Source organism: Stieleria mannarensis, from assembly GCF_014154935.1.
In the GTDB taxonomy this organism is placed as follows: Bacteria; Planctomycetota; Planctomycetia; order Pirellulales; family Pirellulaceae; genus Stieleria; species Stieleria mannarensis.
On record NZ_JACEHH010000001.1, the window covers coordinates 1 to 26,838 of the forward strand.

The window sequence follows — 26,838 nt, forward strand, 5'->3', positions numbered from 1 at the left end:
TGAATCACCGACAGGCTCCCCGGCAGTCACGGGCCACTCGGCACCGCTCCATCGCGACTTACTGGACGAAGCCGGCCTCTCACTCTCTTCAATCGTTTTTTGGCTTTCGCCGATTTCGGACTGACGCCGTCACCCGTGACCGTCCGGTGGCAGTCCGAGAGAAGGCGAGAGTCAAAAAACCAAGGTGCGATCGTTAACAGAGCGTGCGTAGACTTTAACGATTGATGGCGAAGCGTTTTTCTACTTTTGCAGCGGTTGGCCGATTGCCCTGTTGACAGCCAGGCGGAGCTGTCGCGTCATCGAGGTGCTCCCTGCTCCCTGCTCATTGAACTTGATCACCACCGCCACCGATCAAGGCTGCCGCTATCGATGACAACCGAGGGACACGCAGCGCAGCCGGCCGGATCGCAAAGCCCACGCGACTCCGCCGGCATGGATCTTTTCCCACGCGACCGCGCGATAGCAACGTTCCCAACTCAAGGTCAACACGATGGCTTCGACGTTACAAACCCAAGTTCAAAGCTACATCGCTCACCTTCAAGCCGCTTCCGATTCAAGCAGGTCGTTGCACCACAACGACCTAACCGCTCTGGCGTCAAACCTGATGCCAATACTTCGCAATGCCCGCTTAATCAGAGCCTGGCCATAGGCGCATCGACGCGTCAGTGATGCCGCGTTCTTTGGTCGAGTGTCGTTCACGCGGCCGCTTCCACCCCGTCCGCTGATCCGGGATACCGGTGTGGGCGGACACAACCCCAAGGAAATTCAAAACGATGTCCAATTCACCTACTCGATCCGTCCTGCTATCCCGTTACTTCACCCACTTGCGAATGAACAACTGGTCCCCGATGGCGATCTCCCGTCGCGATTACGCTCTTGGCAAGTTTATCGTCTGGTGCAGCGATCGCGACATCGACAACGTCGCAGAGATCACAACCGAGGCGTTGTTCGGGTATCGTCGTTGGCTTTACCATCATCACAGCGTGAAGTCCACAACCGCACTCACTCGGGTGCGGGAGATGGCGAACCGGGCACGTAATGATCATCGGCCCCTGATCGATTAGAATAGGAATAGGCGGTTGCTCTTTCGCACGCTCCGTTCAGACAATCCCCCAAGGCCCATCGATGGAACCACATCAACTCACCGAAGCTGCGCTGTCACTTCCCGAACCTCAGAGAATCGAGTTGGCGGCTTCACTCATTTATAGTCTGGAACCGACGCCAGACCCAAACGCCGATGCTGCTTGGGCAGATGAGATCAACCGTCGACTCATTTCAATTGACGAGGGGAAGGTTAGCCTGCTTCCATCAGAAGACGTGCTGGCAGAAATGAAACAACGTCGAAATGGCTGAGTTGCCAACTAAATTTCACCCTGACGCGCGACTTGAAGCACTCGCGGCGCACGATCGCTACGCCGAAAAGAGCAGTGTACTTGGTGAAGCGTTTGAAACCGAGTTGTCCAAGGCAATTGAAGCCATCAGTGCTAACCCGGAAATGTGGGCAAGTTATCTCTTTGGGACTCAGCGATATCTAATGCGCCGATTCCCGTTCGTTGTCGTGTATCGACGACGGAGCGAATCCATAGAGATCATCGCGGTTGCCCATGGTCACCAAAAGCCTGGCTACTGGAATAAACGATCGTAGCGACTCCGGCGACCCATCGGGGCACACGAAGCTTTTTCCGTGCAGGGCGACATTGCGCAGGCTGTGATTGCACTGCAATTGCAGGATGCCCGTCGACTGAAACCCGTCGGTGACCGGATGTCAGTCGAAGAACGATGGCAGGAAGCGGGGAGAAAGAGGGGGAGTTGGGAGTGGGGGAGAATGGGGAGATTGTGTGGGTATGCCCATAGCGGTGGTGCGATCGTCTGGAATTTCGCCTGCTAATCTTACTGCGCATCAGCGATGTAGCGGCGTTGGTGGTCCATCAATTCGCTCAGTTCGTCCATGGTTTCGCAGGTGCATTGGAAGGTGCACAGCAGCATTTCGTCGGTCGAATCCTCGCCCCAACGGACGGTCACCGGCGGCGAGTTGGGGTTGAGCGGGTTGTCCGACGAATTGTCAAACCAGGCGTCAACGATGATCTGGGTGCCTGCGGGCAGGATGATCGGTTTGGCGAATGAGTATTGTCCTTGCCAATTGAAGTCCCAGTCTTTGATCCACAACAGCGGTTTGCTGCGGCCATCGGGTGCTTTCGCCCAAACCTTCACTTCGCTGCCGAGCATGTGCATGTGGGGGACCAGATCCAGAAACATCGTCTGGACCGGCAGCGTGTACGTTGCCCGCTCGTGGTGATGCGAGGCTCCCGCAGGAATCTCGATGTCCTTGTTGCCCACCTGGACTTCGACGACCAGCTGGCGGGCTGATCGGTGGGCGAAGTAGAGCCCGATCTTGGACCGGTCCCGTTCGACTTTTCCCGTCGTCACGTAGTGGATTTCCGCCACGATGTCGCTGCCCTTTTGCACCAGTCGCCCCATCCCCCGGGGCAGCTTGCGTGGCGTCATCCCGGGAAACCAACTGGTCAGGGTGCCTTGCGATTCAAATTGTGGCCCGCCGAAACCGCTGTACCCTGGTTCCGGGTCCGCTTCGTCGAGTTTTCGTCCGGCGCGTCGAGTGTCCAAATAGAAACTCGCGTGATGAACCGCTTGCGGCGTCCCGGGGTGAAAGTCGATGGCGGTGATCAGCCGGTCGTCGCTCAGCCGCGAGGGGATGACAAAGTACTGGCGGATATCGGGGCCACTGGCGGGAACGGTGAACACGTCCTGCATCTCCAGAATTAAATCCGGTTCGCCCAACTTCCATCCTTTGACGTGTCGGATCGGAGGCGGGAGGTCGGCCGGGTCGCCTTGGGGTTTGCCCGATTCGACCCAGGCCTCGATCAGGTCGATTTGATGATCACTTAGCCGCATCTCGTCGCGGAGACGCGTGAACCCCGGCGCGGGTTTCCATGGCGGCATGTAGCGGTCTCGGGTGACTTCGACGATTTGATTGGCGTGGCCGCTGACGTCGTCGTAGGTCAACAGCGGAAACGGCGCCGACTGGTTTTCGCGGTGACAGGACGAGCAATGTGTCTGGATGATCGGCGCGATGTCGCGGGTGTAGGTGACGCTGCCTTCGCGAGTCTTATTGGGCGGTTGTTCCAAGCGACAGCCGATCGGTTGGGTCGATGGGACGAGGATCGGTGTGCCCTCGATCGCTGATCGAATGGCGTCGTCCAGGTACTCGGTTTCCGCCGTTTCTTTTTTGCGGCCCAATTGCACATAACGGTCGTCGATGGCTCCGCTGTAGATGACTCGACCACGCTGGTTGATGACAAAGGTTTGTGGCGTGTGCGTGGGAGCGAGTGCGAGCCGCAATTCACCGGATCCATCAAACAAAACGGGAAAGCGGACCTTGTACGTGTCGCGATGGGCGATCGCATCGGCACGCGTCACCGACGGATCAGACACCACGCCGTAGAATTCCACACCGCTGCGGCGGTACCGTGACGACATCTCATTGAGCCGCGGTAGGTAACCGTTGCTGATCGGGCATTGTGTCGACATGAAGGTGACGACGACGGCTTTGGTGTCGCCCCGTTCGCCCAGACGACGCAGTCGTCCATCCAGGTCAATGCCCTTGAGCCGGCCGGCCGACCGCGTGTCCCCGGCGACGGCGGATCCGCAGTCGACTCCGCTTAGCAGATAGACAATCGCAAGCGTCGCGGCGATCGCCACTGGAAAATAAGCGAAACCGGCGGGGCCTTTCGTTGTGTGGACGATGGCTGACATTCCGTTTGAATAGTGCCCCGACGCGACGATTCGACGCGACGGGTAAGAAGAGGGGTAAGCGCACTATACGCTTTCCTCGGGGGCACTCGCAACAATTTCGTGCTCGGATGCAGCGTCGATCTCGTGATTGAGGTTGCGGAAAACAGGCCAGAAGATTTCGGGGGTAAGAAAATGGTGGAATGCAGTTTCAAACCGGAGCAGCCAATTTTCCTACCTCCAAAATCTTCCTACCTCGCGATCCAGCGGGTGGCAGGCAGGGGAGGGATGGCAGAATGATTCGGGGCAGAATGATGGGGTGTTCGCCGGCGGACGCCGAACGGTGACCGCCAAGAAACTGGATTGAAGAGGCCCCACATCGACAGGCTGGAAGCCTATCCCACTTGGGAGGCGGTGGCGGAGTTGCGGTGCACGAGGGAGTAGACACAGGGGACCAGGACCAATGTCAACAGCGTGCTAGCAATCATGCCGCCCATCAGGGCTCGGGCCAGTGGGATCATCGCCTCGTTGCCGGGGGCCAGTTGGAACGACAGCGGCAACATCGATGCGACCAGCGTCAGCGAGGTCATCAGGATCGGTCGCAGACGGACGCCGGCTGCCGAAAGCGCCGCGTCGTGGGGCGACAGGCCATCGGCGCGACGGCGGTTGGCGAATTCGACCAACAGGATCGAGTTGTTCACCACGACGCCGATCATCATCAACGTCCCCATCAACGACTGGATGTTGATCGTCGTGCCGGTCAGGTACAACACCAACAACACACCGCCGATACCCAAGGGGACCGCCAGCATGATAATCAGCGGATCGGTGAATGAGCGGAACTGAGCCATCAGCACCAGGTAGACCAACAAGGTCGCGACCGCCAAGCCGACGCCCAACAGATTCATCCCGGACCGCATCTTCTCGACCGGGCCGCGGAGTGCGACGCTGACGCCGTTTTCGAATTCCATCTCCGCCAGGACCGCTTCGATGTCCGCGGCGACCGAGCCGATGTCGCGGCCGGAAACGTTGACGTGGACGTCGTTGACGCGGGAGATATTGTAATGGGCAATCTCGCCGGGAATGTTGACGCGTTTGACCGTGGCGACGTTGGACAACGGAATCGTGATCGGGCCGCTGGGGGTGCTCAGCGACAACGGGATGTTGCGGATTTCATCGAGCGATTCGAAGGTGTTGTTCTCGTATTGCACGCCCATGAAGAAGTCGACGCCGGTCTTGGGGTCGATCCAAATCGTCGGCGCGTAACCGACGCTGGATCCGAGCGCGGTCAACACCGTCTGGGCGACTTCTTCTTGGTCCAGTCCCAGGTACTTGGCGCGGGTTCGATCGACTTGCACATCGAATTGTGGGTAGTCCAGCGACTGTGCGATTTGGACGTCTTCGGTGCCCGCGATCGGACGAATGGCCTGGACGATTCGCTCGGCGGCGTCGCGGCATTGCCCCAGCGTCCCTGCAGAAACCTGGACACTGATCGGCGTCGGCACCCCTTCGTTGAGCGCCATGTTGACGATGCCGCCGGAGACGAACAGGAATTCTTCGAGCGGATAGTCGGCCGCCAGCTTTTCGCGCAGCTGGTTGATGTACGTCTTCGTGCTGGTCGATCGGCCGTCCTGTTTCAAGTTCACGATCAGGTAGGCGGTGTCGGGGCCGGAGTTGGAACTGAGCACGGTGGAGAACCCGGCGCCTTTGCCGACCGGCAGTCCGATGTTGGCGATCAGCGTTTCGATCTCATCTTCGGGGATCACCTCTTTGATGGTGTCTTCGATCCGGGCGACCAGTTTTTCGGTTTCGACCAGTTCGGTCCCCGGCAACGTTTTCAGCCGCAGCTCGAAGGATCCCGAATCGACGCTGGGAAACAGTTCGGTTCCGATCCGCGGCCACAACAGAAACGTCGCACCAACGGCGACGACGATGGCCAGGGCGCTGACCGCGGGGACTTTCATCGCGGCCCCAAGCAGTCGGCCGTACAGACCTCGGGGCATCGTGTCACCACGGTCTTCATCGCTCGGCGTGTGTCCGACCTTTTCGCGGATGAAGGTCGCACAGAAAGCTGGCACGACGGTCAACGCCAAAATGTACGACGCGCCGATCGTGAATGTGGCGGCCAGTGACAGCGGCGTGAACAGGTACTTGATCATCCCGGTCAGGAACACGGCCGGCAGAAACACCGCGAGCGTGGTGACGGTGCCGGCCAGGATCGCGCCGGAAACTTCCGCCGTCCCGTCGCGGGCGGCATCGAAGGCGGATTTCCCCATGCGTTGGTGACGGATCACGTTCTCGACAACGACAATGCCCGCGTCGACGACCGTTCCGATCGCCAAGGCCAATCCGCCCAGGGTCATCACGTTAATCGTCTGGCCGCTGAATGCGAATCCGAGCGCCCCGATCAGAACCGCGAACAGGATGGTCGCGACGATGATCACCGTCGGCAGCAAGCGACGCAGGAAAACGATGACGACGATCGCCACCAACAGCGCGCCCAATGAAATCTGGGTCAACAGGTTGCTCATCGCCTTGCGAATGTAGCTGGACTGGTCGGACACCAGCGTGACTTCGGTGGTTTCGGGGATGTCGCCCCGCTCTTTCATCTTGGGGATTTCGCTGCCGATGCCTTCATAGATTCGGTCAACGACGGCGATGGTGTTTTCGCCGGGCTCTCGCAACAACGGGCAATACACGCTGCGTTTTCCGTTGACCCGAACGATGTTGTATTGCAGTGCCGCGTCATCAACGACGCGGGCCACGTCTCGCACGAACACCGGGCGTTCGTCGCGGACGGTGATCGGAATCGCTTCGATTTCATCGATCGTCGGCAACGTGTTACGGGGATGGATCTGATAGTCGGTGCCGCCCAGGCGTGCGGTCCCGGCAGCGAGGACGAGGTTTGATTTTCGCAGCGCGTCGACGACATCGGTCGCGCTGATGTGGTAGGCCTGCAGTTTGGCCGGATCGACGTACACCATCATCTGGCGAAACTTGCCGCCGAAGGGGTGTGGGATCTGAACGCCTTTCAATCCGCCCATCTTGTTCCGCACGGCGTAGTAGCCGATCGTATAAAGCTCGGATTCGCTCAGGCCTTCGCCGGAGATCGCTGCCAGCACGACGGGCAAGTTGGCCGGTTCGCTGCGCAGGGTGAACGGCCACTCGATGCCCGGCGGCAAGTGGAACATGTCACTGGCTTCCAAGTTGACGATGTCGTTCATCGCCGAACTGGCATCGGCACCGGGTTGAAAGAACACCTTGATGACGGCCGCGCCGGGAACCGTGCGCGATTCCTGGTGTTCGATTTTTCCGGCCAGGGTCAAAGCGCGTTCGACCCGCGACGTGACGGATTTCTCCATGTCCATCGTCGGCAGGCCCGGGTACGAAAAGAAGCTGACGACGACTGGTTTTTTGAAGTCCGGCAAGATGTCGATCGTGATGCCGGGGATGACCGCCGCGCCGAGCACGCACAGGGCGATCGAGCCGGCCAGAACGGCAAAGCGGTTGCGAAGTGAAAAGTGAATCAATCCCATCAGGGCAGTTCTCAGTTGTCAGTCTTGTGTGCGGTGAGTGTGGGATAGGCTTCCAGCCTGTCGATTCGCGTGAGATTGACAGGCTGGAAGCCTATCCCACTTGCCGGGACGCCTGTCCCGCTAGTTGCCCAGGACGGAGACCTTTTGTCCGTCGGTGAAACGTTTCAGGTGGGCATCGATCACGCGCTGGCCGGGCAGCAATCCGGAGCGAACTTGGATCGATTTGCCATCGTCGAGTCCGGTTTCGATCGCCGCGACGGTGACCGTGTCGTCTTGGCCGAGCACATAGACGTGGGCGGTGCCTTCTTCGCTGAAGCGGATCGCGCGGGAGGGCAACAGGTTGGCGGCCACTTTGGTGCCCAGTTTGATCGACGCCCGCCCGAACATGCCGGGCAACAGTTTCCCCTCGGCGTTCTCCAATTCGATTTCGACGATCATGGTCCGCGTGCTCGGATCCAGGCTTCCCGATCGCCGGGTAACGGCCGCCGTGATCGGCGGTTCGCCGGCGAACGTCGGGAAGGTCAACGTGACTTCGTCGCCGGGATTGAGGTGAGCCGCGTCGGTTTCGGGAACGGGAATGCGGACGCGGACCTTGTCGACTTGGCTGACGACGAACAGCGGCTTGGCGGACGCCTGGTCACCGCCGCTGCCGACCAGATCGCCGGGTTCGACGTTTCGCTGGGAGACGATGCCTGCCAGCGGCGCGCGAACGGTCGCGTAGTCGATCATCACTTGCAACTCTTCCAGTTCACGCTCGGCGATCATCGTTTCGGCTTGGGCGGCTTCCAAGTCGGCTTGGGCGGCGGCCTTCTGTGCTTCGGTCACCGCGACGTTCGCCTTGGCCGAATCGATCGCCGAGGCCACGGCTTGCTTGGCCGCACGCTCGCTGTCACGCTTCTTTCGCGATTCGTCCAACATCCGGTCCTGCAACGATCCACGCTCGACCAGATCGCTGGTGCGATCGAATTCGGATTGGGCGGCGGCCAGAGAGGCGTCCACACGGCTCATTTCGCTCTCCGCTTCGGCCAGACGGGCTTGGGAGGAACGGACTTGAGCGTCGGCAAGATCGACACCGGCGGCCGCGCGTTTCTCCTCGGCCTTGAGTCGCGCGATGCGGGCCTGGATGATTTGGCGTTGTTTGTCCATTTCGGGAACATCGATTTGTGCCAAGACCTGGCCGGCTTGGACGACGTCGCCGATGTCCGCCTTTAGCTCGCTGACAAACCCCGACACCTTGGCGCGGATCTCCGAGCGATAGTAGGCATGAACCGACGCCGGTTGCGTGGTCGTCGGCTGGATCTCCGATTCGGTGACGGCGACGGTTCGCACCGCTACCAGACGATCAGCGTCGGCCTTTTGGGCGGCCGGGCCGGACGGTTGGCATCCGGAGAGCCACAACAAGGCTGCCGCAGCACCAAACGTGATTGCGTTGCCGAAACGAAGGGTCATCGAAGGTGGGTCCGTAAGTGGGAAGGGTTGGTTTTTGCCAGGGCGATCGGCACGACCGTCATAACCGCTACCGGTCGGTAACTCTGGCCGATGCTGCCAAGCATCATAGTTGTAACAACGGTTTTTTTCGCTTGGTCAACCCGCGGATTCCGAGAAACCAGCGGTTGCAGTCGTCATTGCCGGAGCCTTTGTTTGCCGAAGCATGATCGGCAGGACCGCTGCGTTTGGCGCAACGGTGACAACAAGATGGACGGACAAAACCGATAGGCGGCAGGATGCCCAAGCGAATTCTGGCTCTAGGATTGATCAGCTGTATGGGGTGTGCGACCGGCCCCGAAGTAGCCCGAAACGCCCCCGATGCAATGCCATCGGTCCCCGCGGACCAGGTCGCCGTGAATACGACCGCCAATATCGATGTTGCTGTCCCCCCGGAGACCGCGAAAGCCGCCGTCGAAGAGCTCGTCGCATCGGAGACCGATGATGCGCTCTCGCTGGTCGATTACATCGCCGAGGAAGATTGGGTGGCGGAGACGGAGCAGGCGGATCCCACGCGAATGCCGATTCGTCCCGTCGCCGCGGAGTCGGGCGATGCGGAGCTGGCGGAAGCGAGCGTCGAGATGAATCTGCCATCGGCCCTGGCGATGGTTTCGGGGCAACACCCGGTCGTCGGTTTCGCTCGCTGGCAGGTCCAGCAGGCCTACGCCCGATTGGCTCAGGCCGAAGCGTTGTGGCTGCCGTCGATCCAAGCCGGTTTCAATTTTCATCGCCACGACGGCAACTACCAGGCCAGCAACGGCGACATTGTCGACGTCAACCGAAACTCTTTTCAGTACGGTTTGGGTGTCGGTGCGACCGGTGCGGGGACGACGCCCCGTCCCGGTTTGGTCGCCCAGTTCCATTTGGCCGACGCGATCTTTCAGCCGCGGGTCGCCGAGGCAACCGCCTGGGCCAGCGGACATGCCGCCAACGCGACACAGAATCGGCAATTGCTGACCGCGGCGCTGGCGTACATCGATCTGATCGCCGCGCACCAGGACGTCAGCATCTTGGCAGCGTCGCGGGCCCGAACGGAAGAGCTGGCCAAGATCACCGCCGATTTTGCCGAAGCCGGCCAGGGGCTCAAAGCGGACGCCGATCGGATGCAGACTGAACTGGCGCTGATGAAAAACCGATTGATCGCCGCGGAGGAGCAAACCGCCGTCGCCTCGGCCCGGTTAGCCGAAGCGATCAGCTTGAGCGGCCAGCCCAAGATTCAACCGATGGATGTCACCGTGCTCCCGCTGGAATTGGTGCCGGTCGAGTCGGACAAGGCGTCGTTGATTGCGACGGGGCTGGCGATGCGTCCGGAGCTGAAGGAATCCCAGGCGCTCGTCGCTGCGGCCTGCCAGGCGTACAGCCGTGAAAAGTACGCTCCGTTTGTGCCCAGCGTGCTGCTGGGATTCAGCACCGGTGGTTTCGGCGGTGGCCTGGGCAATGAACTGGATGATGTCAACGGGCGCTACGACATCGATGCACTGATGTCATGGCAGGTGCGCAGCTTGGGCTTGGGCGAAAAGGCGGCACGGCGCGAGCAATCGGCGCGCGTCCAGCAAGCCAAGTATGAACGCATTCGCGTGATGGATCAGGTGGCCCGCGAGATCAGCGAAGGCCACGCGCGGGTGCAGTCGCGTCATCGCCAGATCGCGGTGACCGAGCGTGCGATCGAGTTCGCGATGGATTCGTACGATCGCAATCTGAAACGGATTCGCGACGGCGAAGGATTGCCGTTGGAAGTGCTGCAGTCGCTGCAGGCGTTGGAGACCGCCAGCCGGGCGTACCTGAGCGCGGTCGTCGACCACAATCGCGCCCAGTTTGAATTGCAATGGGCACAGGGCTGGCCGGTGCAGGGAGGGTGAGGAGTTGGGAGTTGGGAGTTGGGAGTTGGGAGTTGGGAGTTGGGAGTTGGGAGTTGGGAGTTGGGAGTTGGGAGTTGGGAGTTGGGAGTTGGGAGTTGGGAGTTGGGAGTTGGGAGAAAAATGGCGGTGGGAAAGGGGGAGACAAGAAAATGGGTGACAGGAAAATATTGCGCGGCGTTTGAAACCTGTCTTTGAACGAAGTCGGGCGAGGAGGACGATTGGTCAAAAAAATGGGTTGGTCAAAAAATGGCCGAACCCCACTGGATTCTCTCGTGGTGATCGGACGACCGGCCGCTATTTTTTGACCCTTCTCTTGTTCCGCTTCTCTGCCACGTGCCCGGTGGGGAGCGTATCTCACGTGACGCTTACGCCCCTGGAGACCAACCGGGGCGGGGGACGGGGTGGATCTTTGGGGGCTGGTCGCCGGCGAGTTTTTCAATCCGCTCGGCCATTTCGGCGACCGATTCGGGATCGGACAGTGGATCGAGTGTGACGCGGAAGCAGACGGTTTGTTCGGGTTGGACTTCGACGACGCGATCGTGGGAGGCTTCGAAGGACCGCTGGTTGGGAAAATTGGTGGCCGGTTCGAGTCCGGTGACGTAGCCGTCGGTGGAGTCGGCGGTGTTTTTCCAGAGGATGAACCGCGGCAAGGTTTTGGTGGCGTAGGTGACCGCGAGGGCTTGGGAGGCGTCCGCGTTTTGCAGCATCACGGAGGTCAGGTTGGTTTCGTCCCCGCGGAGTTTGGCAAAGTAGACGCGTTCGGCGTACCCGGACTGCGGTTCGCCGTATTCATGGAAGCTTTCGATTTCGCCGGCGGAAAGTTTGTCTTTGGGGGCCAATTCGTCGATCGGCAGCAGCACCTTGGAGCCTTTTTCCAGGAGGGGGTGGCCGACGTTGATGTGATAGAGCATCTGCAAGCTGGCCGGAGTCGAACGCTCGTTGGTCACGTCATCGAGGATTTGGACCGAGGGGCTGCCGGCGTGGACGCGGATCCGGCTGTTGAGGCGAAAATTAGAGAAGAACAATCGGCTTTCGCGGAGGTCGCCGATCAATTCCAAGCGTCCGGAAACCTCATCATATTCGACCTGCAATCCGTCGGCGGGCAAATTTGCGATCCGGCCGTGCAGCGGATAGGTCAATTTCCCGCTCTCGTCGTGCTCCGGGGCACCGTTGCTTTCCAGCCCGCAGCGGACGACCAGTTCATCAAAACCTTCCAGCCAACCGAGTCCGCTGGGGTCGTGAATCGGGACCAGCGACGGGTGGACGGGGCCGTCGACGGGCGAGTGCCAGCCGAAGCGTCCGGTGTCGGATTCGATGCTCCAGATTCCCATCCCACGCGAGGGCAGCACGTTGACGACGACGGCACCGGTGTCGATTTGGACGATTTCGACGCCGTCGGCCCGTCCGCCGACGAACCGCCCGTGCCGCGTTTGGACTTTTCCTCGGGGCGATTCAATCGTGACCGAAAGTGGCGATTGATCGTCCCAAACCACACTTTTGAGCCGATGATCGATCGAGCGAGCGGTCTTCGTTTTTACCATCACTATTCCTAAATCTGTTTCCGCGGACGAATCTGCCGCAGTTCAATTCGCCCCTGGGCCGACGCGACGTAGCGGCCGGCTGTTGTCGGTACAATGTCCCTGGGGACTGGATCGATCCGGGACCGGGATCAATCTTGCCCCGATTGTGCCCTATTTCGGGACTGCCTGCATTCTTGTCGCACAGCGTTCCAATCAATACAACATGCGGGCAGACTTTCCGCCGCAAACGCTCCAAAATTGTCCCTAGCCCTCACAACCATAAAGACATCCATGACGAATGTGAAGCTGGACGCCGGACTCATCCGAGGCGACTCCTGATTCGAAGTCTGTGTTCAACCCTCCCTGCAAGGGAGGGTTCCTACCAACGCCCTTCATTTCCCCCAAGAATCGAAAGACACGATGAAACTTCACAACGCAATGTGGCCCGGATTGGTTGGAAAAGGCGATGGCCCCGACCAGGAGCCGCCGATCAGTTTGGAACACATGCTGGATCTGACGGCCGCAGCCGAGGTGAACGGGCGGAAGTTCGACGGCATCGATTACTTTCTATTCTTGCCGCACACCGACCCGGAAGCCAGCGATGATGACCTGCGCAAGATCGCCGATCTGATCCAGTCCAAAGGTTTCAGTGTCGGTTCGTTGGTCGCACCGGTCTGGCCGGGCACCATCGGTGATTCGGCAATGGGCGACAAAGAACAAACCGACAAGTTCCTCTCGGCGGTCAAAATGGCCTGCCGCGTCGCCGGAATCTTCAACGAACACGGCGTCCGCCAGTACGGCGTGATCCGGATCGATAGCGCCGAGTTCGGCGTGGAAAAATGGCGTGAAGACCCCCAAGCGAACACCGCAAAAATTGCCAACACGTTCCGCGAAGCCGCCAAGATCGCCGCCGATCACGGCGAGCGTCTGGCCGCCGAAGGCGAAATCTGTTGGGCCGGCATGCACAGTTGGAAAGACATGCTGGACTTATTGGAAGCCGTCGGAATGCCCGAATCGTTGGGCTTCCAGGCCGACCTGGCTCACACGTACTTGTACCTGATGGGCTACAACGCCCCCGAACACGCGCTGTTGCACGAAGGGTACAGCGAAGAAGAGTTCTACGCGGCGTATGAAACGATGACCGACAAGCTGCGGCCGTGGACGATCGATTTCCACGTCGCCCAAAACGACGGCGAAGTCCACGGCGCCGGCGACCACGACAAGACCGGCAAGCACTGCCCCGCCGATGACCCCAACGGCAAGTTGGACATCGTCAAGTGCGCCGGGTATTGGCTGAAAGACGCCGACCAGCGCGGCATCAAACACATCTGCTGGGACGGTTGCATGTTCCCCAACGCCACCCTGGAACAGCCGGAAACCTGGAACACGATCCTGGACGCCATGATCAAGGTCGACGAGTCGCTGAAATAGTCCAGCGACTGCGCGTGGGATAGGCTTCCAGCCTGTCGTGGCAGTGCCTGTCGTGGCAGTGTTGACGAGCCTCTCCCATCCGCCCGCAATGACAGGCTAGAAGCCTATCCCACTTCATCCCTTCACACCGCAACAAACAACTATGAAACCTCTTAACATCGGTATGGTCGGCTACGGATTCATGGGCCGCACCCACAGCAACGGGTACTGCCAAGCCAACCACTTCTTTGACCTGGAGTACAAGCCCGTCCTGAAAGCCGTCTGCGCCCGAAACAAGGACAAGGCGCAAGCGTTCGCCGATCAATGGGGTTACGAATCGATCGAGACCGATTGGCGGGAGCTGCTTAAACGCGACGACATCGACGCGATCGACGTTTGCACGCCCAACAATCTGCACAAAGAGATCTCGATCGCGGCGGCCGAAGCCGGCAAGATGGTGCTGTGTGAAAAGCCGATCGCGATGGATGTCGCCGAAGGTGAAGAGATGTGCGCGGCGGTCGAAAAGGCCGGAGTGGCCAACATGGTCTGGTACAACTATCGACGCGTCCCCGCGGTGACGTTGGCCAAGCAGTTGATCGACGAAGGCCGTTTGGGACGGATCTTTCACTACCGAGCGAACTTCCTGCAGGACTGGACGATCAACGCCGATGTCCCCCAAGGCGGGGCGGCGACCTGGCGACTGGATGCCGAGGCCGCCGGCAGCGGCGTGACCGGTGACTTGCTGGCCCACTGCATCGACACCGCCATCTGGCTCAACGGTGGCATCACCGACGTTTCCGCGGTCGCCGAAACGTTCATCAAAGAACGAACGCACGCCGAAACCGGTGCCAAGCAAGCCGTCAAAATCGATGACGCCTGCACGTTCCATTGTCACTTTAACAACGGATCACTGGGGTTGTTCGAATCGACCCGTTACGCCCGCGGGCACAAGGCGTTGTACACGCTGGAAATCAACGGCGAACACGCATCGATCCGCTGGGACCTGCACGACCTGCATCGGCTGGAGTACTTCGATCACAGCGACGATTCCATCGTCCGCGGTTGGCGCAGCGTCCACGTCAGCGACGGTGACCAACCCTACATGGGCAACTGGTGGGTGCCGGGATTGAACATCGGCTACGAACACACCTTCATCCACCAAGTCGCCGACTTCCTGAAGTCGTTGGAAACGGGCGAGCCGATCGAGCCGAGTTTCCGCACGGCGCTGGAAACCCAAAAGGTTTGCGACGCCGTGCTGGCCAGCGCCAGCGACCGAGCCTGGAAGACGATCGAATAAGACGTCAGTTGCCAGCACGACGCGTAAGCGAGTGGCAGACGCTTGCATCGCGGTTCGACACGTGCCGCTCGCTGACCGGCCTGTTGATCTAATCAGCCGCACGGCACTAGCCGCGGTTCTCGCCGCCGCAAAACCGGGGCTAGCGCCCATCGGCTAATCGTTAGCTGTTTCATTTCGACTCAATCAACAGGCCGTGACGCTTCCCGCTGGCAGGGGCTGCGTCTTGCCGGCACACTACGTCAGCCCTGCCAATTCGCTGGCACGGCGGACGCGGGTGATGCCGATCATGTAGGCCGCCGTGCGTAACGGGATGTCTTTTTCGTGCGCGTTCTGCCAAACGTGCTCGAAGGCTTCGGTGAGCGTGCGGTCGAGTTCTTGGCGGACGCGATCGAGTGTCCATCGGTAATGCTGGCGATTCTGCACCCATTCGAAATAGCTGACCGTCACACCGCCGGCGTTGGCCAGGATGTCGGGCAGAATCGTCACGCCGTGGTCATGCAGGATGCGATCGGCGTCGGGGTCGACCGGGCCGTTGGCCGCTTCGATGATCGCCTTGGCAGAAACCTGTTTGGCATTCTTCTCGGTGATCACGCCGCCGAGTGCCGCGGGAATCAGGATGTCCACATCCGGCAGCGTCAACAACGCGTCTTTTGCCAAGACCTCACAGTCTTTGAATCCTTCCAGCAACCCATAAGGGTGTTGCAGCTTGTGGTGCAACGCGGCGGCAATGTCCAACCCTTGCTTGCGATAGTAGGTCCCCGTGATGTCGCTGATCGCGACCACCGGGAACTGTGCTTCGCACAAGAACTTTGCCGCGTGGGAGCCCACGTTGCCGAACCCTTGGATCGCGACCTTGGTGGCTTCGGGTTTCATCCCCAGTCGCTTGGTCAACTTGACCGTCAGCGTTCCGACGCCGCGACCGGTCGCCTCTTCGCGGCCTTTGGCGCCGTATTCTTCGACGGGTTTTCCGGTGATCACGGCGGGGTTGAACCCGTGGTACTTTTCCCACTGGTTGCGAAACCAGGCCATGACGCGATGGTCGGTGCCCATGTCGGGGGCGGGGATGTCGGTGTCGGGGCCGACGATGTCGTGGATTTGATCGACGAACGCGCGGGTCAGTCGTTCCATCTCGCGATGCGACAACGACCGCGGGTCGACGCCGATGCCGCCTTTGGCGCCACCGTAGGGCAGGTTGACGACGGCGGTCTTCCAAGTCATCAGGCTTGCCAACGACCGCGTCTCGTCCAAGTTGACTTCGGGGTGGTAGCGCAAACCGCCCTTCATCGGGCCTCGGCTGTTGTCGTGCTGGACGCGAAACCCGACGAACGTCGCCAGGGAACCGTCGTCACGTTCGATCGAAACCTGAACGCGGACTTCACGCGAAGCCATCAACATCGCCTCCCGCGCTTGGGGACTCAGGTCAAGATGCTCGGCGGCGGCGTGGAAAAATCGGCGAGTCGCTTCAAAGGCTTTCATCGTGGTCGCCCGGTTTGGTGGTTCATTGGGATCTGTATCAAGTGTAGCCCTGCATCGAGTGACGTGACGAGGTCAGGCCGCCCGGCGACGCACTTGTGCGTGACGTTTTTCCGCCTGGTGGATCGCGATCACCCGTTGCTTGATGTCGACTTCGGCAGGCAACCACTGGTCCAAACGTCCGGTTCGATTGTATTCTTCGGCCAACGCCCGTACGGAGATCGATTCCACATGCCGTCGCACCCATGCGTTCCAAATGCCGATCGGGGCGCGAAGGGTTGCGCCGATCAGTGCCCACCCGCGATGAGGTTCGGGGATCGGGTATCCGTTGTACGATTCCGATTCCTCGGCCGCCCGCTCCAAGACCAGGCTGATCGAGGTGATCGCCAGGCAAAACAATTCTGCCAAACACTCGATCGATGGCCCATCAAGTCCCTCGTCGGGGTCTTGCACGCTTCGCGGGAAACGGTAATGCCGAACCAGCAAGTCACAGCGCTGGTTGGCAAAGCGGGCGGCGTGCATCATCAGCGAGCCCAGCCATTCGGGGCCGTCGGCTAGCTCGATGACGGCATGGATGCCGTCATCGTGACACTTTCGGATGATCCGATCGTAGGATCGATCGACGCTCCATTCCCACGGCCGATGGATCAATGCCTCGCGCTGGTTGCTGACCGTATGCAGGGGATCAATCACGTCGGTCACATAGTGCGACAGCACGCCGGCGGCATGGGCGGCATCGCGAAACCGTTCGGCACGAAGGTACTTTTGCAGCCGGCGGTACCACTGGTAGGCGACGCGTGGTGCACCTCCCCACTCGCCGTCGCGAACGTGTAGCACGTGGTTCTGGTAGTCACGAAAGCGGAGGTCCGGGTCGAGCGTGCCACGCAGGTAAGACCGATGGTAATACAGCAGCCAGGCCGCGAGTCGTTTGCCGGCATCGGAGCGGATCTGTGGCAGCGCGTCGATCGCGAATCGATGATGGGTGCCGACACAGTGTGTTTGGCGAACGATCGTGTGCAACCGATTCATCATTCTGCTGATGTAGCTGCGCTCGCCAGAGCGTGGAAATCGAGTTCTGGTGGTAGCATGAATCGACAACGGCTTTCGGCAAATCGGTAGTGGACGACGCGAGAAGTCCTCGCAGTGTGCACTCCGAACGGACTCGTCGCCTCGTCCACTACCCGAAACCGATCTGCGGTAGACGGCTAGGATGCGTAGGGCAGTTTGCTCCCATGCATGTCGGGTGTGTTTTCGCGGCGTGCCGGTCGCAATCGCGGCCGCGCGGGACGTTGCAGTTCAGCGGCATCGACGCGATTGAGGTGAACGTCCATTTGCGGATACGGAATCCCGATGCCGGCCTGATCGAGTTGGCGTTTGATTTCCACGGTCAACGATTCCATCAACCGCCAATAGTCCGCGGATTTGACCCACATGCGGACCTTCCACTCGACGGCGCTGTCGCCGAGGTTGCTAAGAATAACCGCCGTGCCACGGCCTTCGCCGTGAATCGTCTCGTGCAAAAACGCGTCCACCGCGGCATGCAAGGCTTGGCGGGTCGCATCGGTGTCCGCGTCGTAGTCGACGCCGACGATCACTTCGACGCGTCGATGGGCATGGAAGCTGATGTTTTCGATGGTGCTACCGCTGATCGAACTGTTGGGGATGATCAAACGTCGATTGTCCGGCGTGTCCAAGGTTGTCGTGAACAGATCGATCTCGTTGACCTTGCCCGAGACGCCGGCGATGTTGACCATGTCGCCGACTTTAAACGGGCGAAAGACAATCATCAAAACGCCCGCGGCAAAATTGCTGAGCGTTCCTTGAAACGCCAAACCGATCGCAAAACCGGCGGCCGCCAGAATCGCCGCCATCCCGCCCAGCGGCGCACCGAGCTTGCTGGCCACCGCGGCGATCAAGCTGAGCATCACGCTGTAGAAAATCGCCGTGCCCACGAACCGTCCGAACGTCTCGTCGATCCGCTGACGAATCGGACGACTGATGACGCGGGACAAGTATTTGGCAACGAAGTAGCCGCAGAACACGACGGCCAATCCGATGCAGGCCGGGATCAAGTTGGGCAGTACGGTCTTCCCCAGGTACTCCCCGACGCCTTGAAAGTCGGCATTGAGCATCTGGCTCAGCACGCCGTCGAAAGTCGACTCGGTCGGCGAGCCGCCGGTCGGGGTTTCTGGGGTCGACATGCCAGCTTCAGCGAGCAACATCGCGATTCATCCTTGAATGACGGGGGAGAGGCGGGATGAGTCGGCTGTACGAAATCCGTCCCGACGGCGTCAAGTGAGGTTTACCGTAGGTGCCGGTCGGCCATGTCCAGATATTGCTGCCAATCGTAATCCGTCACGTCGTGCTTGCCGGTTCGCAGGTGATAACCGATCGCGCCGCGATTGATCGCCTGATCGGCCGCGGGCATCTTGGTCGGCGGGGCGTCGCCTCCCATGCCACGCGTGCCCAGCAACCGGTACACCGGGTCGGCCGCGGCGGCGGCCAGGAATTCGCCTTTGGGGTCAGCCCATTGATCTTCGCTGGCACTGGCCACGTAGACCGGACGCGGTGCGATCAAAGCAATCAATTGATGTTGGTCAACCGGACAGGCGGCTTCGTTTTCGTTGTACTCGTTGAACTGGTCACAGAACCAATGGGGAAAGACCGTGTTGATTCGGCCGACCGTTTCACCGATCGCGCGTCGTGACAGGGCCGCACCGCCGCATCCGGAGTTGTTGCTGACGACCATCGCAAAACGTGGGTCCGAAGCGCCGGCCCAGAGCGAGGTTTTTCCCAACCGTGAATGTCCGATCACGGCGACCTTGGATGCGTCGATGCCCAGTTCGGTTTCGGATTCTAGGCAATCCAATGCGCGGCTGAGCCCATAGGCCCAAGCCGCGATGCTGCCCCAGCGGGATTCGGGGGCGACATCGGTCAATTGGTCGCCGAGCGCGCCGTGGATGCCGTTATTGAATCCGTCGTCAAAGTCGGGATCGATGTCGCCGTAATAAATCGTCGCCAAGCCATAACCGCGATCCAAGATCATCTTCACCGGCCACCGCTTCGCCGTGGAACCACGCGATTTTTCATTCGCCTTGTTGCCATCGGTGGTGCCGTTGCGTCCCACGCGGAACCAGCCCGGATTCAATTCGATCTCGGGGTCGGCATCGACGCCGTGGTTGCCTTGGAAGTTCAATCCCAAGAACGCGGGGGCGGGGCCGGAGCGTTCGTTGGGCACGTACGTCATCATTCGCATCGAGGGTGCGTCATCGCCCGAGCCAAAAAACACGTCGATTTCGCTGCGCGTGGCCAAGCCATCGAGCACCGTTTTACGGCTGACGATCTGGTGACGGATCGGGCAAGGCTTGGGTGCAACACCGTACACATGTTTTTCAAACAGGCCCAATAATTCCGGCCGGCGCGAGGTGTGCCATTGCTCGGCCGACGTGATCGGTGAACCGTCCTGGGAGACCAGCGGATCGGGCAGCGTGTAGTCGGGGATTTTCGATTCGTCATAGTTGGGTTCAAACCCGATCGCGGGCCCTGTCGACGGAGCGCAAGTCAGAATGAACATCCAACAACAGACCGTCCAGAGTCGTGGGGAGGTGAACCTGTGCATGATGATTGCCTTCGATAATGATGTGTCTTTCGATAGCCCATGGTGAATCTGGGCCCCAGATTGTAGAACGTCTCGGCAGCGGCATGGTCGGTTTCATTCCCCAAAACATGAAGATCCTCAATGAACCACACAAACCACGTGATCGGAAATATCATTTCAGCTTCGGCGCGACTCGGACTCGGTTATGCCGAGCGGATGCTGACCGGCGTCCGCCCGGACCAGTTCGCACGATTTGCAACCGCAGACGGACGCGTGATCGAATCCAATCACCCGTGCTTCATTCTCGGACACCTCAGTCTGTACCCTTCACGCGTCGTCAGCGAATTGGGCGGGGATGCGTCGTCGGTCCTGCCGAGCGACACGTTCAACAAGCTGTTCAGTAAGGAAGCGAAGTGCGTCGATGATCCCGACGGGACGGTTTATCCCAGTATGGACGAAGTCGTTTCGGCGTTTCGCAGCGGTTACGAAAAAGCGATCGAAGCGGTTGAGCAAGCCAGCGACGATCAGTTCATCATCGAGAATCCCAACGAAGCGATGCGGGGAAAATTCCCGACCATTGGCGGGGCGCACGCCTTTTACTTGGGTGGACACATCACGTTGCACATGGGCCAGTTCAGCGCCTGGCGCCGGATGATGGGTCTGGGCCCGGCGTAGCCAGTGTGTCGCCGTGTTCTCCGAACTCGGCGCACACGAAAAAGCGAAGCTTTGCCCGAAGCCGACCTCGGAGAGGACGGCGACTGTCCAGGAAAGAATCGAAAACGAGGCTGCGGTAAACCACTCGAGCTTTGTCAGCACTAACGTTTTGGGTTGTGTTTGTCGACCGAAGAGTTCGCCCAGGTAATCCACGCTCTGGCGAGCGTAGCTACGTCGAGGGAGTTATCCGGCTTATTTCCCGATACAAAACCGGCTGAAGACGCGGTCCAGGATGTCGTCGGTGTAGACCGCGCCGGTCACTTCACCAAGTGCCGCGGCGGCCAGGCGAAGCTCGGACGAGACATACTCGTGGCCGTCCCGGCCGTGGACATAGTCGATCGCCGAACCGATCGCGGTTTCGGCCGCACGCAGGCTGCCGCCGCAGCGGGCCGCCGTGGAGGTGATCGAGACGCCTTCGTTGGCGTCCAGAGATTCGATCGCCTCGATGATCTGTTGTCGCAGCGAGCCGATTCCGGTTCCATCGAGCGAGCTGGTGCGGATCCAGGGATCGGGCGTGTCGCGGGCGATTGATCCATCGCACTTCGTCGCCACCCACAGGTCGATCGCCGCTTGCCGTTTGTCTTTAGCAAGCTCGCGCATCGCCGCGGCGGTCGGTTCCCAGTCGGACGACCCCCTGTCGACACACCACAGTCGGATGTCGGCCTCGCGGCCGGCGCGGCGGGCCTGAAGCTGGGCCTGGTGTGAGATCTGTTCTAAAGACGAATCGCCATCGGCGGTTTCGATCCCCGCGGTGTCGACCAACACGACTTGATGGTCGCCCAGTTGCACGGGGACGGAAACGACGTCGCGTGTCGTCCCGGCCTGGTCGGCCACGATCGCGGCCTCGTGACCTGCCAACGCGTTCAATAGCCGGCTCTTTCCGGCGTTGGGCAGCCCCCGCAGGGCGATGATCCACTGGGACGTGTCGCGTGTCCGCTCGGTCAACTGCTCGCGTGTGGTTGCCAGCGTGGAGCGGATCGAATCGAGTCGCTCGACCAACGTTTCGTCGCTGATGAATTGAATGTCTTCGTCGACAAAATCCAGTCCGGCTTCGACGTCGGCCAACAGGTCCAACAATTGGCCTCGTAAAAATTCCATCGGCCGCGAAAGATTGCCGGCCAGTTGACGCAGCGCGTGGTCGAGCGCGCCACGGCCTTCGGCTTCGATCACCCCCAGCACCGCTTCGGCTTGAGTCAGATCCAATCGGCCGGCCAAGAAGGCGCGTAAGGTAAATTCGCCCGGTCGCGCCGCGCGGGCACCGAATTGGATCGCACGGGCGACGATCGCGTTCAGGACCGGCAGCGAGCCGAAGGTGTGCAGTTCCAGCGAGGGTTGGCCGGTGTAGCTGCGTGACGTCGGCCAGATCAATGCGCGGACGGGGACGTCACCGAGTGGTTGGCCCAGGGTGATCGCGGAGTCGACACAATGTGCCGAAGTGTCGCTGGTCGGCGTGACGCCCAACCGTACGGCGATGTCGATCACGCCGGTGCCGGTCAGCCGAACGGCACCACGGGTTGCCGGCATCGTCGACGATCCGATCGCGACGATCGTGTCGTCCATTTCGATGGCGGTGCTGGTACCCATGTCCGCTAAATCAATGGCTGGAATCGACAGTCGAATCCCTCTTGGACGTCAGCCGCGCGGCCTTGCCGCGCTGCTTTGACGCCACCGACCCACCCAGGCTGGGACCGGCTTGATTGAGCGCTTCAAGCACCATCGATTGGGTCACGATGTCACGCAACACGATCGGCTTTTCGGGAGACGTGCCCGGATAAATCGCAAGCAGTGGAATCGACTTGCTGCCGAATTCGGTTTCCAGTTTCTTGACGATGTCGTCGGGCAGATCGGTCATGTCGGCCAACATCGGGACCGCATCGAGTTCTTCGAGCAACTCGCTGGTCGGTTTGGTATCGAGCGCGATCTCGGTATTGAGGATGCAGTTGGGGCACCATGCCGCGGTGAAATCCAACATCACCGTTCGACCGGCCGCCTGGTGTTCTTGCAGTCGTTGTTCGTCGAATTTTTCCCAGCGAACATGGTCGTCGGCGACGTACTGGACTTCGCCCGGGCCGGCTGTCGGAGCCGGGTTGCGTTCCAGGTAGGCGAACCCGAACCAGCCGATCGCCACGGCACTGGCGACGCCGATACTCCATCCCCGCAATCGTTTTTCGATCGATTCCCACGGCGGGACTTTTCCGATCACCCAGCATCCGAACCAGACGCCGATCAGGGTGACGAAGACGGGCAGCTTTTGCTCGTCGCTGAACTGGTTGAAGAAGTAGGCGACGGTTCCCAGAAACAAGAACGCCAAGAACTCTTTCAGCGTCACCATCCAGTTCCCGGGCTTGGGCAGGAAGCCGACCAGTGACGGGAACAAGCCCAGCACGATGTATGGCAGCGACATGCCCAAGCCGACGGTCATGATGACGGCGGCTGATTGGATACTGTTGAGATAGATCGTGTAACCGAGTGCCACGCCCAGGAACGGGCCGCTGCAAGGTGTCGCCAGGATCGTGGCGAACGTCCCGGTGAAGAACGCGCCGCTGTAGCCTTCTTTACTCTGCAGGTTCTCCGACGATTTGCCCGTCGCCACTCCCGGTGTCGGCAATTCCCAAACGCCCAGATACGACAGTGCCAGGGCAAAGATCATCACCGTCAAACCGATCCGCACGGGGAAGTAGGCGAATTGCTGGCCCCATCCGAATGAAAACACGACCGCCAACACGGCCAGCCCGGCAAACACGCTCAGAATTCCGGCGACGTAGGCAAAGTTCAGCAGTGCGACGCGGCGACGATCTTCACCGGCTTGTTGGACAAAGCTCAACACCTTGATCCCGATCACCGGCAACACGCAGGGCATGAAGTTCAAAATGAACCCGCCGCAAAGTGCCAACAGCAAGATGAACGGAAACGATGCTTTGGGGGCATCGTCTGTCAGGGCATTCGTCGCCGACTCGCCGGTTTGGGCCGTTTGGCTTGTTTGACTCGGCTGCGTTTGCGCGACCGTGGCGGATGCGTCCGGGCCTTCGGTTTGTCCGACCACCGGTTTCGCCGGGGCCTTGTTCAAATCATCGACCCATTTTGTTTCGGCAGCTTGATCGATCGCGGTGACGTACTTGGCGGATTTAAGCTCCAGCGGGCCAAGCGTCGCATCGGATTCGGCGGCGACCTTGACGACCGCGGTGAATTCGAACGCCATCGGACGCAGACAACTCGTGTCCGTACAGGCTTGGTAACCGACATAACCGCGGATCGGGTAGTCTCCCTCGGGCGTCCCCGAGGGGACCTTGATCGGCAACGACCACGTCACTTCACCCTTATAAAACTTGACCGGCGGCGTGTCGGGGACGCCGGGGATCGACGGGAACAGCGATTTGGAAATGATCGGTTGGTCCGCTTTGGGGTACCCGATCATCAAACCGCTCTTTTCGGTGATGACAAAATTGGTGGACGATTCGGAGTCATCGACGACGCCTTGGTAGACGTGAAAGTCGGCTTCGGGGCTGGCTCGAAAGACCAACCGGCCTTGACCGCCGGCGGCGACCGCGGAAGAGACGCCGGCCGTCCAAGTCACGTCGTAATCGTTGTCACGGAACGTCGTCGCTTTGGCTGCGGGATCGGCCAACAATTTCGCCGCCTTCTTCGCCTCGTCAGCTTCCCCCGCTGCCTTCGTGTCCGATTGGGGCACGAGTGATTGTGTGGCCGTGTCGGCGGCATCGGCATCGGCGGCATCTGCATCGGCTTGACCGGCGTCTGGTCCCGCAAAGGTTGCCGTCAATGTTTCGTTGGCGGGCATGCACGACCCGCCGGTTTGGCAAACGAGCGCGTTGGCATTGACCTTGATCGCATCTTGGAAACCGGTGGGCAGTTTGATCGGCGCCGACCAGCGAACGACCCCTTCGTGTTCCTCGATCGTGACACCGGGGTAGACGTCCGAGACGCTTTTCATCGGCGGATGATCGGGTTTGAATTTCCCCGTGATCGACACCGATTTCGGAGACGCGATCGTAAACTTCGTCGGCAGCGGTCCGCCCGCCGGTTGCGTCGTTGAATAGATGTGCCACGACCGGCCCACGGTGGCTTCGATTTCCAGCCGCCCTTGTTGGCCGTTGGTCACGTAGCTGGCCGACCAAGTCACCGGCTCCTGTTGCGACTCGCTCAGTCCGCCAAAATTGATACCGCCGAAGACGTCATCGGATTGTCCCAGCGAGGAGGCGTCAAAGCTGCCTTGGGCGACGGCGCGCGTTTGGCCGATCGGTGTGAGACCGGCCAGGGCGACGGCAACGATGGCCAGGACGCCGATTGACGCCGTCCAGGAATTTCTGCCGCCAGACGTCAGGGGCTTGTTGTGATGTTTTCTTTTCATAGTGATCGTATCGCCGCGGTGATCGCCGCCACGAGTTTAGTTGTGGCGGCTAAAAAGCGTCAACGTTTCCGTTCCCCGTCCACTGATTCGATTAATCGACGTAGCCTTTCGGACACAAGCTGCAAATCGGGGAATTGTCTCGACTCGCCAACCAGCCAGACGACCCAATTTGCCAAGCTGATCCAAAGTGATGACTCGGCGATCAGCAGTACCAGTGTACGAAACTCCGCGGCGTCCGACGCCCCGTAATCGGTTTCCGACCCGAGTGGCCGTCCCACAATCCGGTCCGCCTGGTCGATCGAATCCGGCTGGACAACTGCCCGGGGGGCGGCCGGCGGGGTGTCGCCGTGACTGCCAGCAGGCCGACTTGCAAATGTCGCTGCAGCCCGGTAGTCCGCCAAAACTTGGTCGATCACCGCCTCCGGGGCGCCGCGATAATGATCGAAACCGACCGTCCAGCGGGCCAGATCGACCGCGGCTGTGTCGACACGCAAGGCGTCAAAATCAATGATTCCGCTGATTTGGCCCCCGGAAAAGAGCACGTGTTCGCGGTGGATGTCCCGAACAACGTATTGCAATGGCCAGCGGCGGCGGGCCAGTGGGGCCAGAGCCGCGGACAATCGCGGCGCGGTGGTCGGCCACTTTTGCTGCAACAACCGCCTGGCCCGGTCCAAGACACCGACGACACTTGGGTGAACCCGGCCGTCCAGGTCGATGATTAGGTTGCGCGGCAAATGCTCGTCCAGCCAAGCGATCCGCTGCAGCCGCTCGGCGATCGCGGGGGCGGCGTGAAACCGCGATTTCAGATCCCCGATGTGCACCTGTGCGAGCGCGTGGTGCAGGCCAGCGATCGCGCGGGCGCCTTGACCGATCAATTCCAGCGAGGCGTCGCCGGCCAGCGGTTGCCCCGGCATCCACGTGGCCAGCTCCCAAATCGCCCCGGAAGCGTCGACCGTGAACGTCAAGCCGCGTGGATCGATCGCCTTGTATTTTGGTAGCAATTGAAACGAAGATGCGACCGCGGTGATGACCGAGTGGATTTCCCGGACACGGTTTGGTGTGGTCCTCAGCGGCCAACAGCGCAGCACCAGCGTTTCGTCTCCGTCGCAACGAAACACCCGCGCGCCACTGAGCCCCGGCGGCAGCGGCGCGATCCGATGCACACCGTGTTGATCGGCGAGCTGTTTGCGAAGGGGCGCGGGGATCATGGTCGTCGCATTGAGCTGTACGACGTCCCTTCCGGGACGTCGCACAGAGTCCAGCGGAGCGACGGCCCGGACGGGCCATCGTACTTATTGATTCGGCATCGCGTCGGCGATCGATGCCAGGGGGTCGGCCAGTGCGTCGTTTTGCGTGGTCAACGTGATCTGGCGATGCGGCGCGATGGGATCAGCCGAGGCTGGGATGTCGATGTGAATCCAAAGCGTGTCCGGTGGCAGCACGGATTCGACGCGGTCGGCCCATTCGACCAACACCCAGGCGTTGTCGGCATCGAATAGCTCTTCGACACCCAATTCCAAAAACTCGTCCTCATCGACCAACCGATAGGCATCGAGGTGGTGCAAACGAATCGGGCCTGCATCGATGTTGGCGTCGTAGCTGCACAGCAGCGTGAACGTGGGACTGGTGACGTCTTCCGGATCGACACCCATCGCCGCGGCCAGCGATTGGGTCAGCGTGGTCTTTCCCGCGCCGAGTGTCCCGACCAGACCGATGACCAGTTGGGTCGGCATCGAGCGAACCAAGACGCCGGCCAATGTGCGTAGCCGATCGAGGTCGATGTCGTGGAGGCTGAGGTTCGGCATGGGAGATTGGAGGGCGTCACTTCGTGCG

The 26,838-nt window shown here is 60.5% G+C and carries 19 protein-coding genes; 7 read left to right on the forward strand and 12 right to left on the reverse strand.

Translation table 11 applies throughout. The features are described 5' to 3' along the window. Window positions 1-773: 773 nt before the first annotated feature. The 3 genes from H1B37_RS00005 (at window position 774) to H1B37_RS00015 (ending at window position 1,645) form a co-directional block, all read left to right on the forward strand. Window positions 774-1,064 carry a hypothetical protein gene (locus tag H1B37_RS00005; RefSeq protein WP_182864559.1) on the forward strand — a complete coding sequence of 97 codons (291 nt, stop codon included), beginning with the start codon at window positions 774-776 and terminating at the stop codon, window positions 1,062-1,064. A gap of 61 nt (window positions 1,065-1,125) precedes the next feature. Continuing rightward, entirely contained in the window at window positions 1,126-1,353 is a 228-nt protein-coding gene (locus H1B37_RS00010) for an addiction module protein (protein ID WP_147871612.1), read from the forward strand. Continuing rightward, the gene (locus H1B37_RS00015; protein WP_182864560.1) at window positions 1,346-1,645 is read left to right on the forward strand and encodes a type II toxin-antitoxin system RelE/ParE family toxin; all 300 of its coding nucleotides are present in this window, start codon (window positions 1,346-1,348) and stop codon (window positions 1,643-1,645) included. The genes H1B37_RS00010 and H1B37_RS00015 overlap by 8 nt, the downstream gene beginning before the upstream one ends. A gap of 245 nt (window positions 1,646-1,890) precedes the next feature. On the opposite strand, the gene H1B37_RS00020 is transcribed toward H1B37_RS00015, so the two are convergent. From H1B37_RS00020 to H1B37_RS00030, 3 genes are all read right to left on the reverse strand, one after another. Next, window positions 1,891-3,771, reverse strand: coding sequence for a redoxin domain-containing protein (locus tag H1B37_RS00020; RefSeq protein ID WP_182864561.1), 1,881 nt, complete (start codon window positions 3,769-3,771; stop codon window positions 1,891-1,893). A 371-nt stretch (window positions 3,772-4,142) separates the two neighbouring features. Beyond that, window positions 4,143-7,283: an efflux RND transporter permease subunit gene (locus tag H1B37_RS00025; protein WP_182864562.1), complete on the reverse strand. Its 3,141-nt coding sequence runs from the start codon at window positions 7,281-7,283 to the stop codon at window positions 4,143-4,145. Between the two features lie 120 nt (window positions 7,284-7,403). After that, window positions 7,404-8,732: an efflux RND transporter periplasmic adaptor subunit gene (locus tag H1B37_RS00030; protein WP_182864563.1), complete on the reverse strand. Its 1,329-nt coding sequence runs from the start codon at window positions 8,730-8,732 to the stop codon at window positions 7,404-7,406. Window positions 8,733-9,007: 275 nt separating this feature from the next. On the opposite strand from H1B37_RS00030, the gene H1B37_RS00035 reads away from it, so the two are divergent. Further along, the gene (locus H1B37_RS00035) at window positions 9,008-10,627 is read left to right on the forward strand and encodes a TolC family protein (protein WP_182864564.1); all 1,620 of its coding nucleotides are present in this window, start codon (window positions 9,008-9,010) and stop codon (window positions 10,625-10,627) included. A gap of 365 nt (window positions 10,628-10,992) precedes the next feature. Here H1B37_RS00035 and H1B37_RS00040 read toward each other — a convergent pair whose 3' ends face one another. Continuing rightward, the gene (locus H1B37_RS00040; RefSeq protein WP_182864565.1) at window positions 10,993-12,168 is read right to left on the reverse strand and encodes an aldose 1-epimerase family protein; all 1,176 of its coding nucleotides are present in this window, start codon (window positions 12,166-12,168) and stop codon (window positions 10,993-10,995) included. A 399-nt stretch (window positions 12,169-12,567) separates the two neighbouring features. On the opposite strand from H1B37_RS00040, the gene H1B37_RS00045 reads away from it, so the two are divergent. Then, on the forward strand, window positions 12,568-13,578 hold the full coding sequence (locus tag H1B37_RS00045) for a sugar phosphate isomerase/epimerase family protein (RefSeq protein ID WP_220497967.1): 1,011 nt from the start codon (window positions 12,568-12,570) through the stop codon (window positions 13,576-13,578). A gap of 142 nt (window positions 13,579-13,720) precedes the next feature. Then, window positions 13,721-14,854 (forward strand): Gfo/Idh/MocA family protein, encoded by a 1,134-nt coding sequence (locus tag H1B37_RS00050; RefSeq protein ID WP_182864566.1) that lies wholly within the window; start codon window positions 13,721-13,723, stop codon window positions 14,852-14,854. Window positions 14,855-15,088: 234 nt separating this feature from the next. On the opposite strand, the gene H1B37_RS00055 is transcribed toward H1B37_RS00050, so the two are convergent. The 4 genes from H1B37_RS00055 to H1B37_RS00070 form a co-directional block, all read right to left on the reverse strand. Continuing rightward, entirely contained in the window at window positions 15,089-16,330 is a 1,242-nt protein-coding gene (locus H1B37_RS00055) for a Glu/Leu/Phe/Val family dehydrogenase (RefSeq protein WP_182864567.1), read from the reverse strand. Between the two features lie 72 nt (window positions 16,331-16,402). Then, window positions 16,403-17,359, reverse strand: a complete 957-nt coding sequence (locus tag H1B37_RS00060) for a zinc dependent phospholipase C family protein (RefSeq protein WP_182864568.1) — start codon at window positions 17,357-17,359, stop codon at window positions 16,403-16,405. Window positions 17,360-17,532: 173 nt separating this feature from the next. Beyond that, window positions 17,533-18,528 carry a mechanosensitive ion channel family protein gene (locus tag H1B37_RS00065; protein WP_286177238.1) on the reverse strand — a complete coding sequence of 332 codons (996 nt, stop codon included), beginning with the start codon at window positions 18,526-18,528 and terminating at the stop codon, window positions 17,533-17,535. A gap of 101 nt (window positions 18,529-18,629) precedes the next feature. Beyond that, complete coding sequence (locus H1B37_RS00070) at window positions 18,630-19,901, reverse strand: glucuronyl esterase domain-containing protein (protein ID WP_182864570.1); 1,272 nt, start codon at window positions 19,899-19,901, stop codon at window positions 18,630-18,632. Between the two features lie 165 nt (window positions 19,902-20,066). Between H1B37_RS00070 and H1B37_RS00075 the strand changes: the two genes are divergently transcribed. Continuing rightward, entirely contained in the window at window positions 20,067-20,600 is a 534-nt protein-coding gene (locus H1B37_RS00075) for a DinB family protein (RefSeq protein WP_220497968.1), read from the forward strand. Window positions 20,601-20,831: 231 nt separating this feature from the next. Here the strand turns inward: H1B37_RS00075 and H1B37_RS00080 are convergent, their stop codons facing one another. The 4 genes from H1B37_RS00080 to tsaE form a co-directional block, all read right to left on the reverse strand. Beyond that, entirely contained in the window at window positions 20,832-22,223 is a 1,392-nt protein-coding gene (locus H1B37_RS00080; protein ID WP_182864571.1) for a tRNA modification GTPase, read from the reverse strand. Window positions 22,224-22,233: 10 nt separating this feature from the next. After that, window positions 22,234-25,005: a protein-disulfide reductase DsbD family protein gene (locus tag H1B37_RS00085; protein WP_182864572.1), complete on the reverse strand. Its 2,772-nt coding sequence runs from the start codon at window positions 25,003-25,005 to the stop codon at window positions 22,234-22,236. A gap of 59 nt (window positions 25,006-25,064) precedes the next feature. Next, window positions 25,065-26,213 carry an aminoglycoside phosphotransferase family protein gene (locus H1B37_RS00090; RefSeq protein ID WP_182864573.1) on the reverse strand — a complete coding sequence of 383 codons (1,149 nt, stop codon included), beginning with the start codon at window positions 26,211-26,213 and terminating at the stop codon, window positions 25,065-25,067. A gap of 84 nt (window positions 26,214-26,297) precedes the next feature. Further along, a complete protein-coding gene (gene tsaE, locus H1B37_RS00095) occupies window positions 26,298-26,810 on the reverse strand; it encodes a tRNA (adenosine(37)-N6)-threonylcarbamoyltransferase complex ATPase subunit type 1 TsaE (protein WP_182864574.1) in 513 nt (170 codons plus the stop codon). Window positions 26,811-26,838 lie beyond the last annotated feature (28 nt).

What these genes read in the sequence shown, in the direction of transcription:
- H1B37_RS00015 (WP_182864560.1), top strand. Translation starts at nt 1,346, where the DNA reads ATGGCTGAGTTGCCAACTAAATTTCACCCTGACGCGCGACTTGAAGCA.
- H1B37_RS00010 (WP_147871612.1), top strand. Translation starts at nt 1,126, where the DNA reads ATGGAACCACATCAACTCACCGAAGCTGCGCTGTCACTTCCCGAACCT.
- H1B37_RS00030 (WP_182864563.1), bottom strand. Translation starts at nt 8,732, where the DNA reads ATGACCCTTCGTTTCGGCAACGCAATCACGTTTGGTGCTGCGGCAGCC.
- H1B37_RS00035 (WP_182864564.1), top strand. Translation starts at nt 9,008, where the DNA reads ATGCCCAAGCGAATTCTGGCTCTAGGATTGATCAGCTGTATGGGGTGT.
- H1B37_RS00005 (WP_182864559.1), top strand. Translation starts at nt 774, where the DNA reads ATGTCCAATTCACCTACTCGATCCGTCCTGCTATCCCGTTACTTCACC.
- H1B37_RS00055 (WP_182864567.1), bottom strand. Translation starts at nt 16,330, where the DNA reads ATGAAAGCCTTTGAAGCGACTCGCCGATTTTTCCACGCCGCCGCCGAG.
- H1B37_RS00025 (WP_182864562.1), bottom strand. Translation starts at nt 7,283, where the DNA reads ATGGGATTGATTCACTTTTCACTTCGCAACCGCTTTGCCGTTCTGGCC.
- H1B37_RS00060 (WP_182864568.1), bottom strand. Translation starts at nt 17,359, where the DNA reads ATGATGAATCGGTTGCACACGATCGTTCGCCAAACACACTGTGTCGGC.
- H1B37_RS00065 (WP_286177238.1), bottom strand. Translation starts at nt 18,528, where the DNA reads ATGTCGACCCCAGAAACCCCGACCGGCGGCTCGCCGACCGAGTCGACT.
- H1B37_RS00070 (WP_182864570.1), bottom strand. Translation starts at nt 19,901, where the DNA reads ATGTTCATTCTGACTTGCGCTCCGTCGACAGGGCCCGCGATCGGGTTT.
- H1B37_RS00080 (WP_182864571.1), bottom strand. Translation starts at nt 22,223, where the DNA reads ATGGGTACCAGCACCGCCATCGAAATGGACGACACGATCGTCGCGATC.
- H1B37_RS00045 (WP_220497967.1), top strand. Translation starts at nt 12,568, where the DNA reads ATGAAACTTCACAACGCAATGTGGCCCGGATTGGTTGGAAAAGGCGAT.
- H1B37_RS00085 (WP_182864572.1), bottom strand. Translation starts at nt 25,005, where the DNA reads ATGAAAAGAAAACATCACAACAAGCCCCTGACGTCTGGCGGCAGAAAT.
- H1B37_RS00050 (WP_182864566.1), top strand. Translation starts at nt 13,721, where the DNA reads ATGAAACCTCTTAACATCGGTATGGTCGGCTACGGATTCATGGGCCGC.
- tsaE (WP_182864574.1), bottom strand. Translation starts at nt 26,810, where the DNA reads ATGCCGAACCTCAGCCTCCACGACATCGACCTCGATCGGCTACGCACA.
- H1B37_RS00075 (WP_220497968.1), top strand. Translation starts at nt 20,067, where the DNA reads ATGAACCACACAAACCACGTGATCGGAAATATCATTTCAGCTTCGGCG.
- H1B37_RS00090 (WP_182864573.1), bottom strand. Translation starts at nt 26,213, where the DNA reads ATGATCCCCGCGCCCCTTCGCAAACAGCTCGCCGATCAACACGGTGTG.
- H1B37_RS00020 (WP_182864561.1), bottom strand. Translation starts at nt 3,771, where the DNA reads ATGTCAGCCATCGTCCACACAACGAAAGGCCCCGCCGGTTTCGCTTAT.
- H1B37_RS00040 (WP_182864565.1), bottom strand. Translation starts at nt 12,168, where the DNA reads ATGGTAAAAACGAAGACCGCTCGCTCGATCGATCATCGGCTCAAAAGT.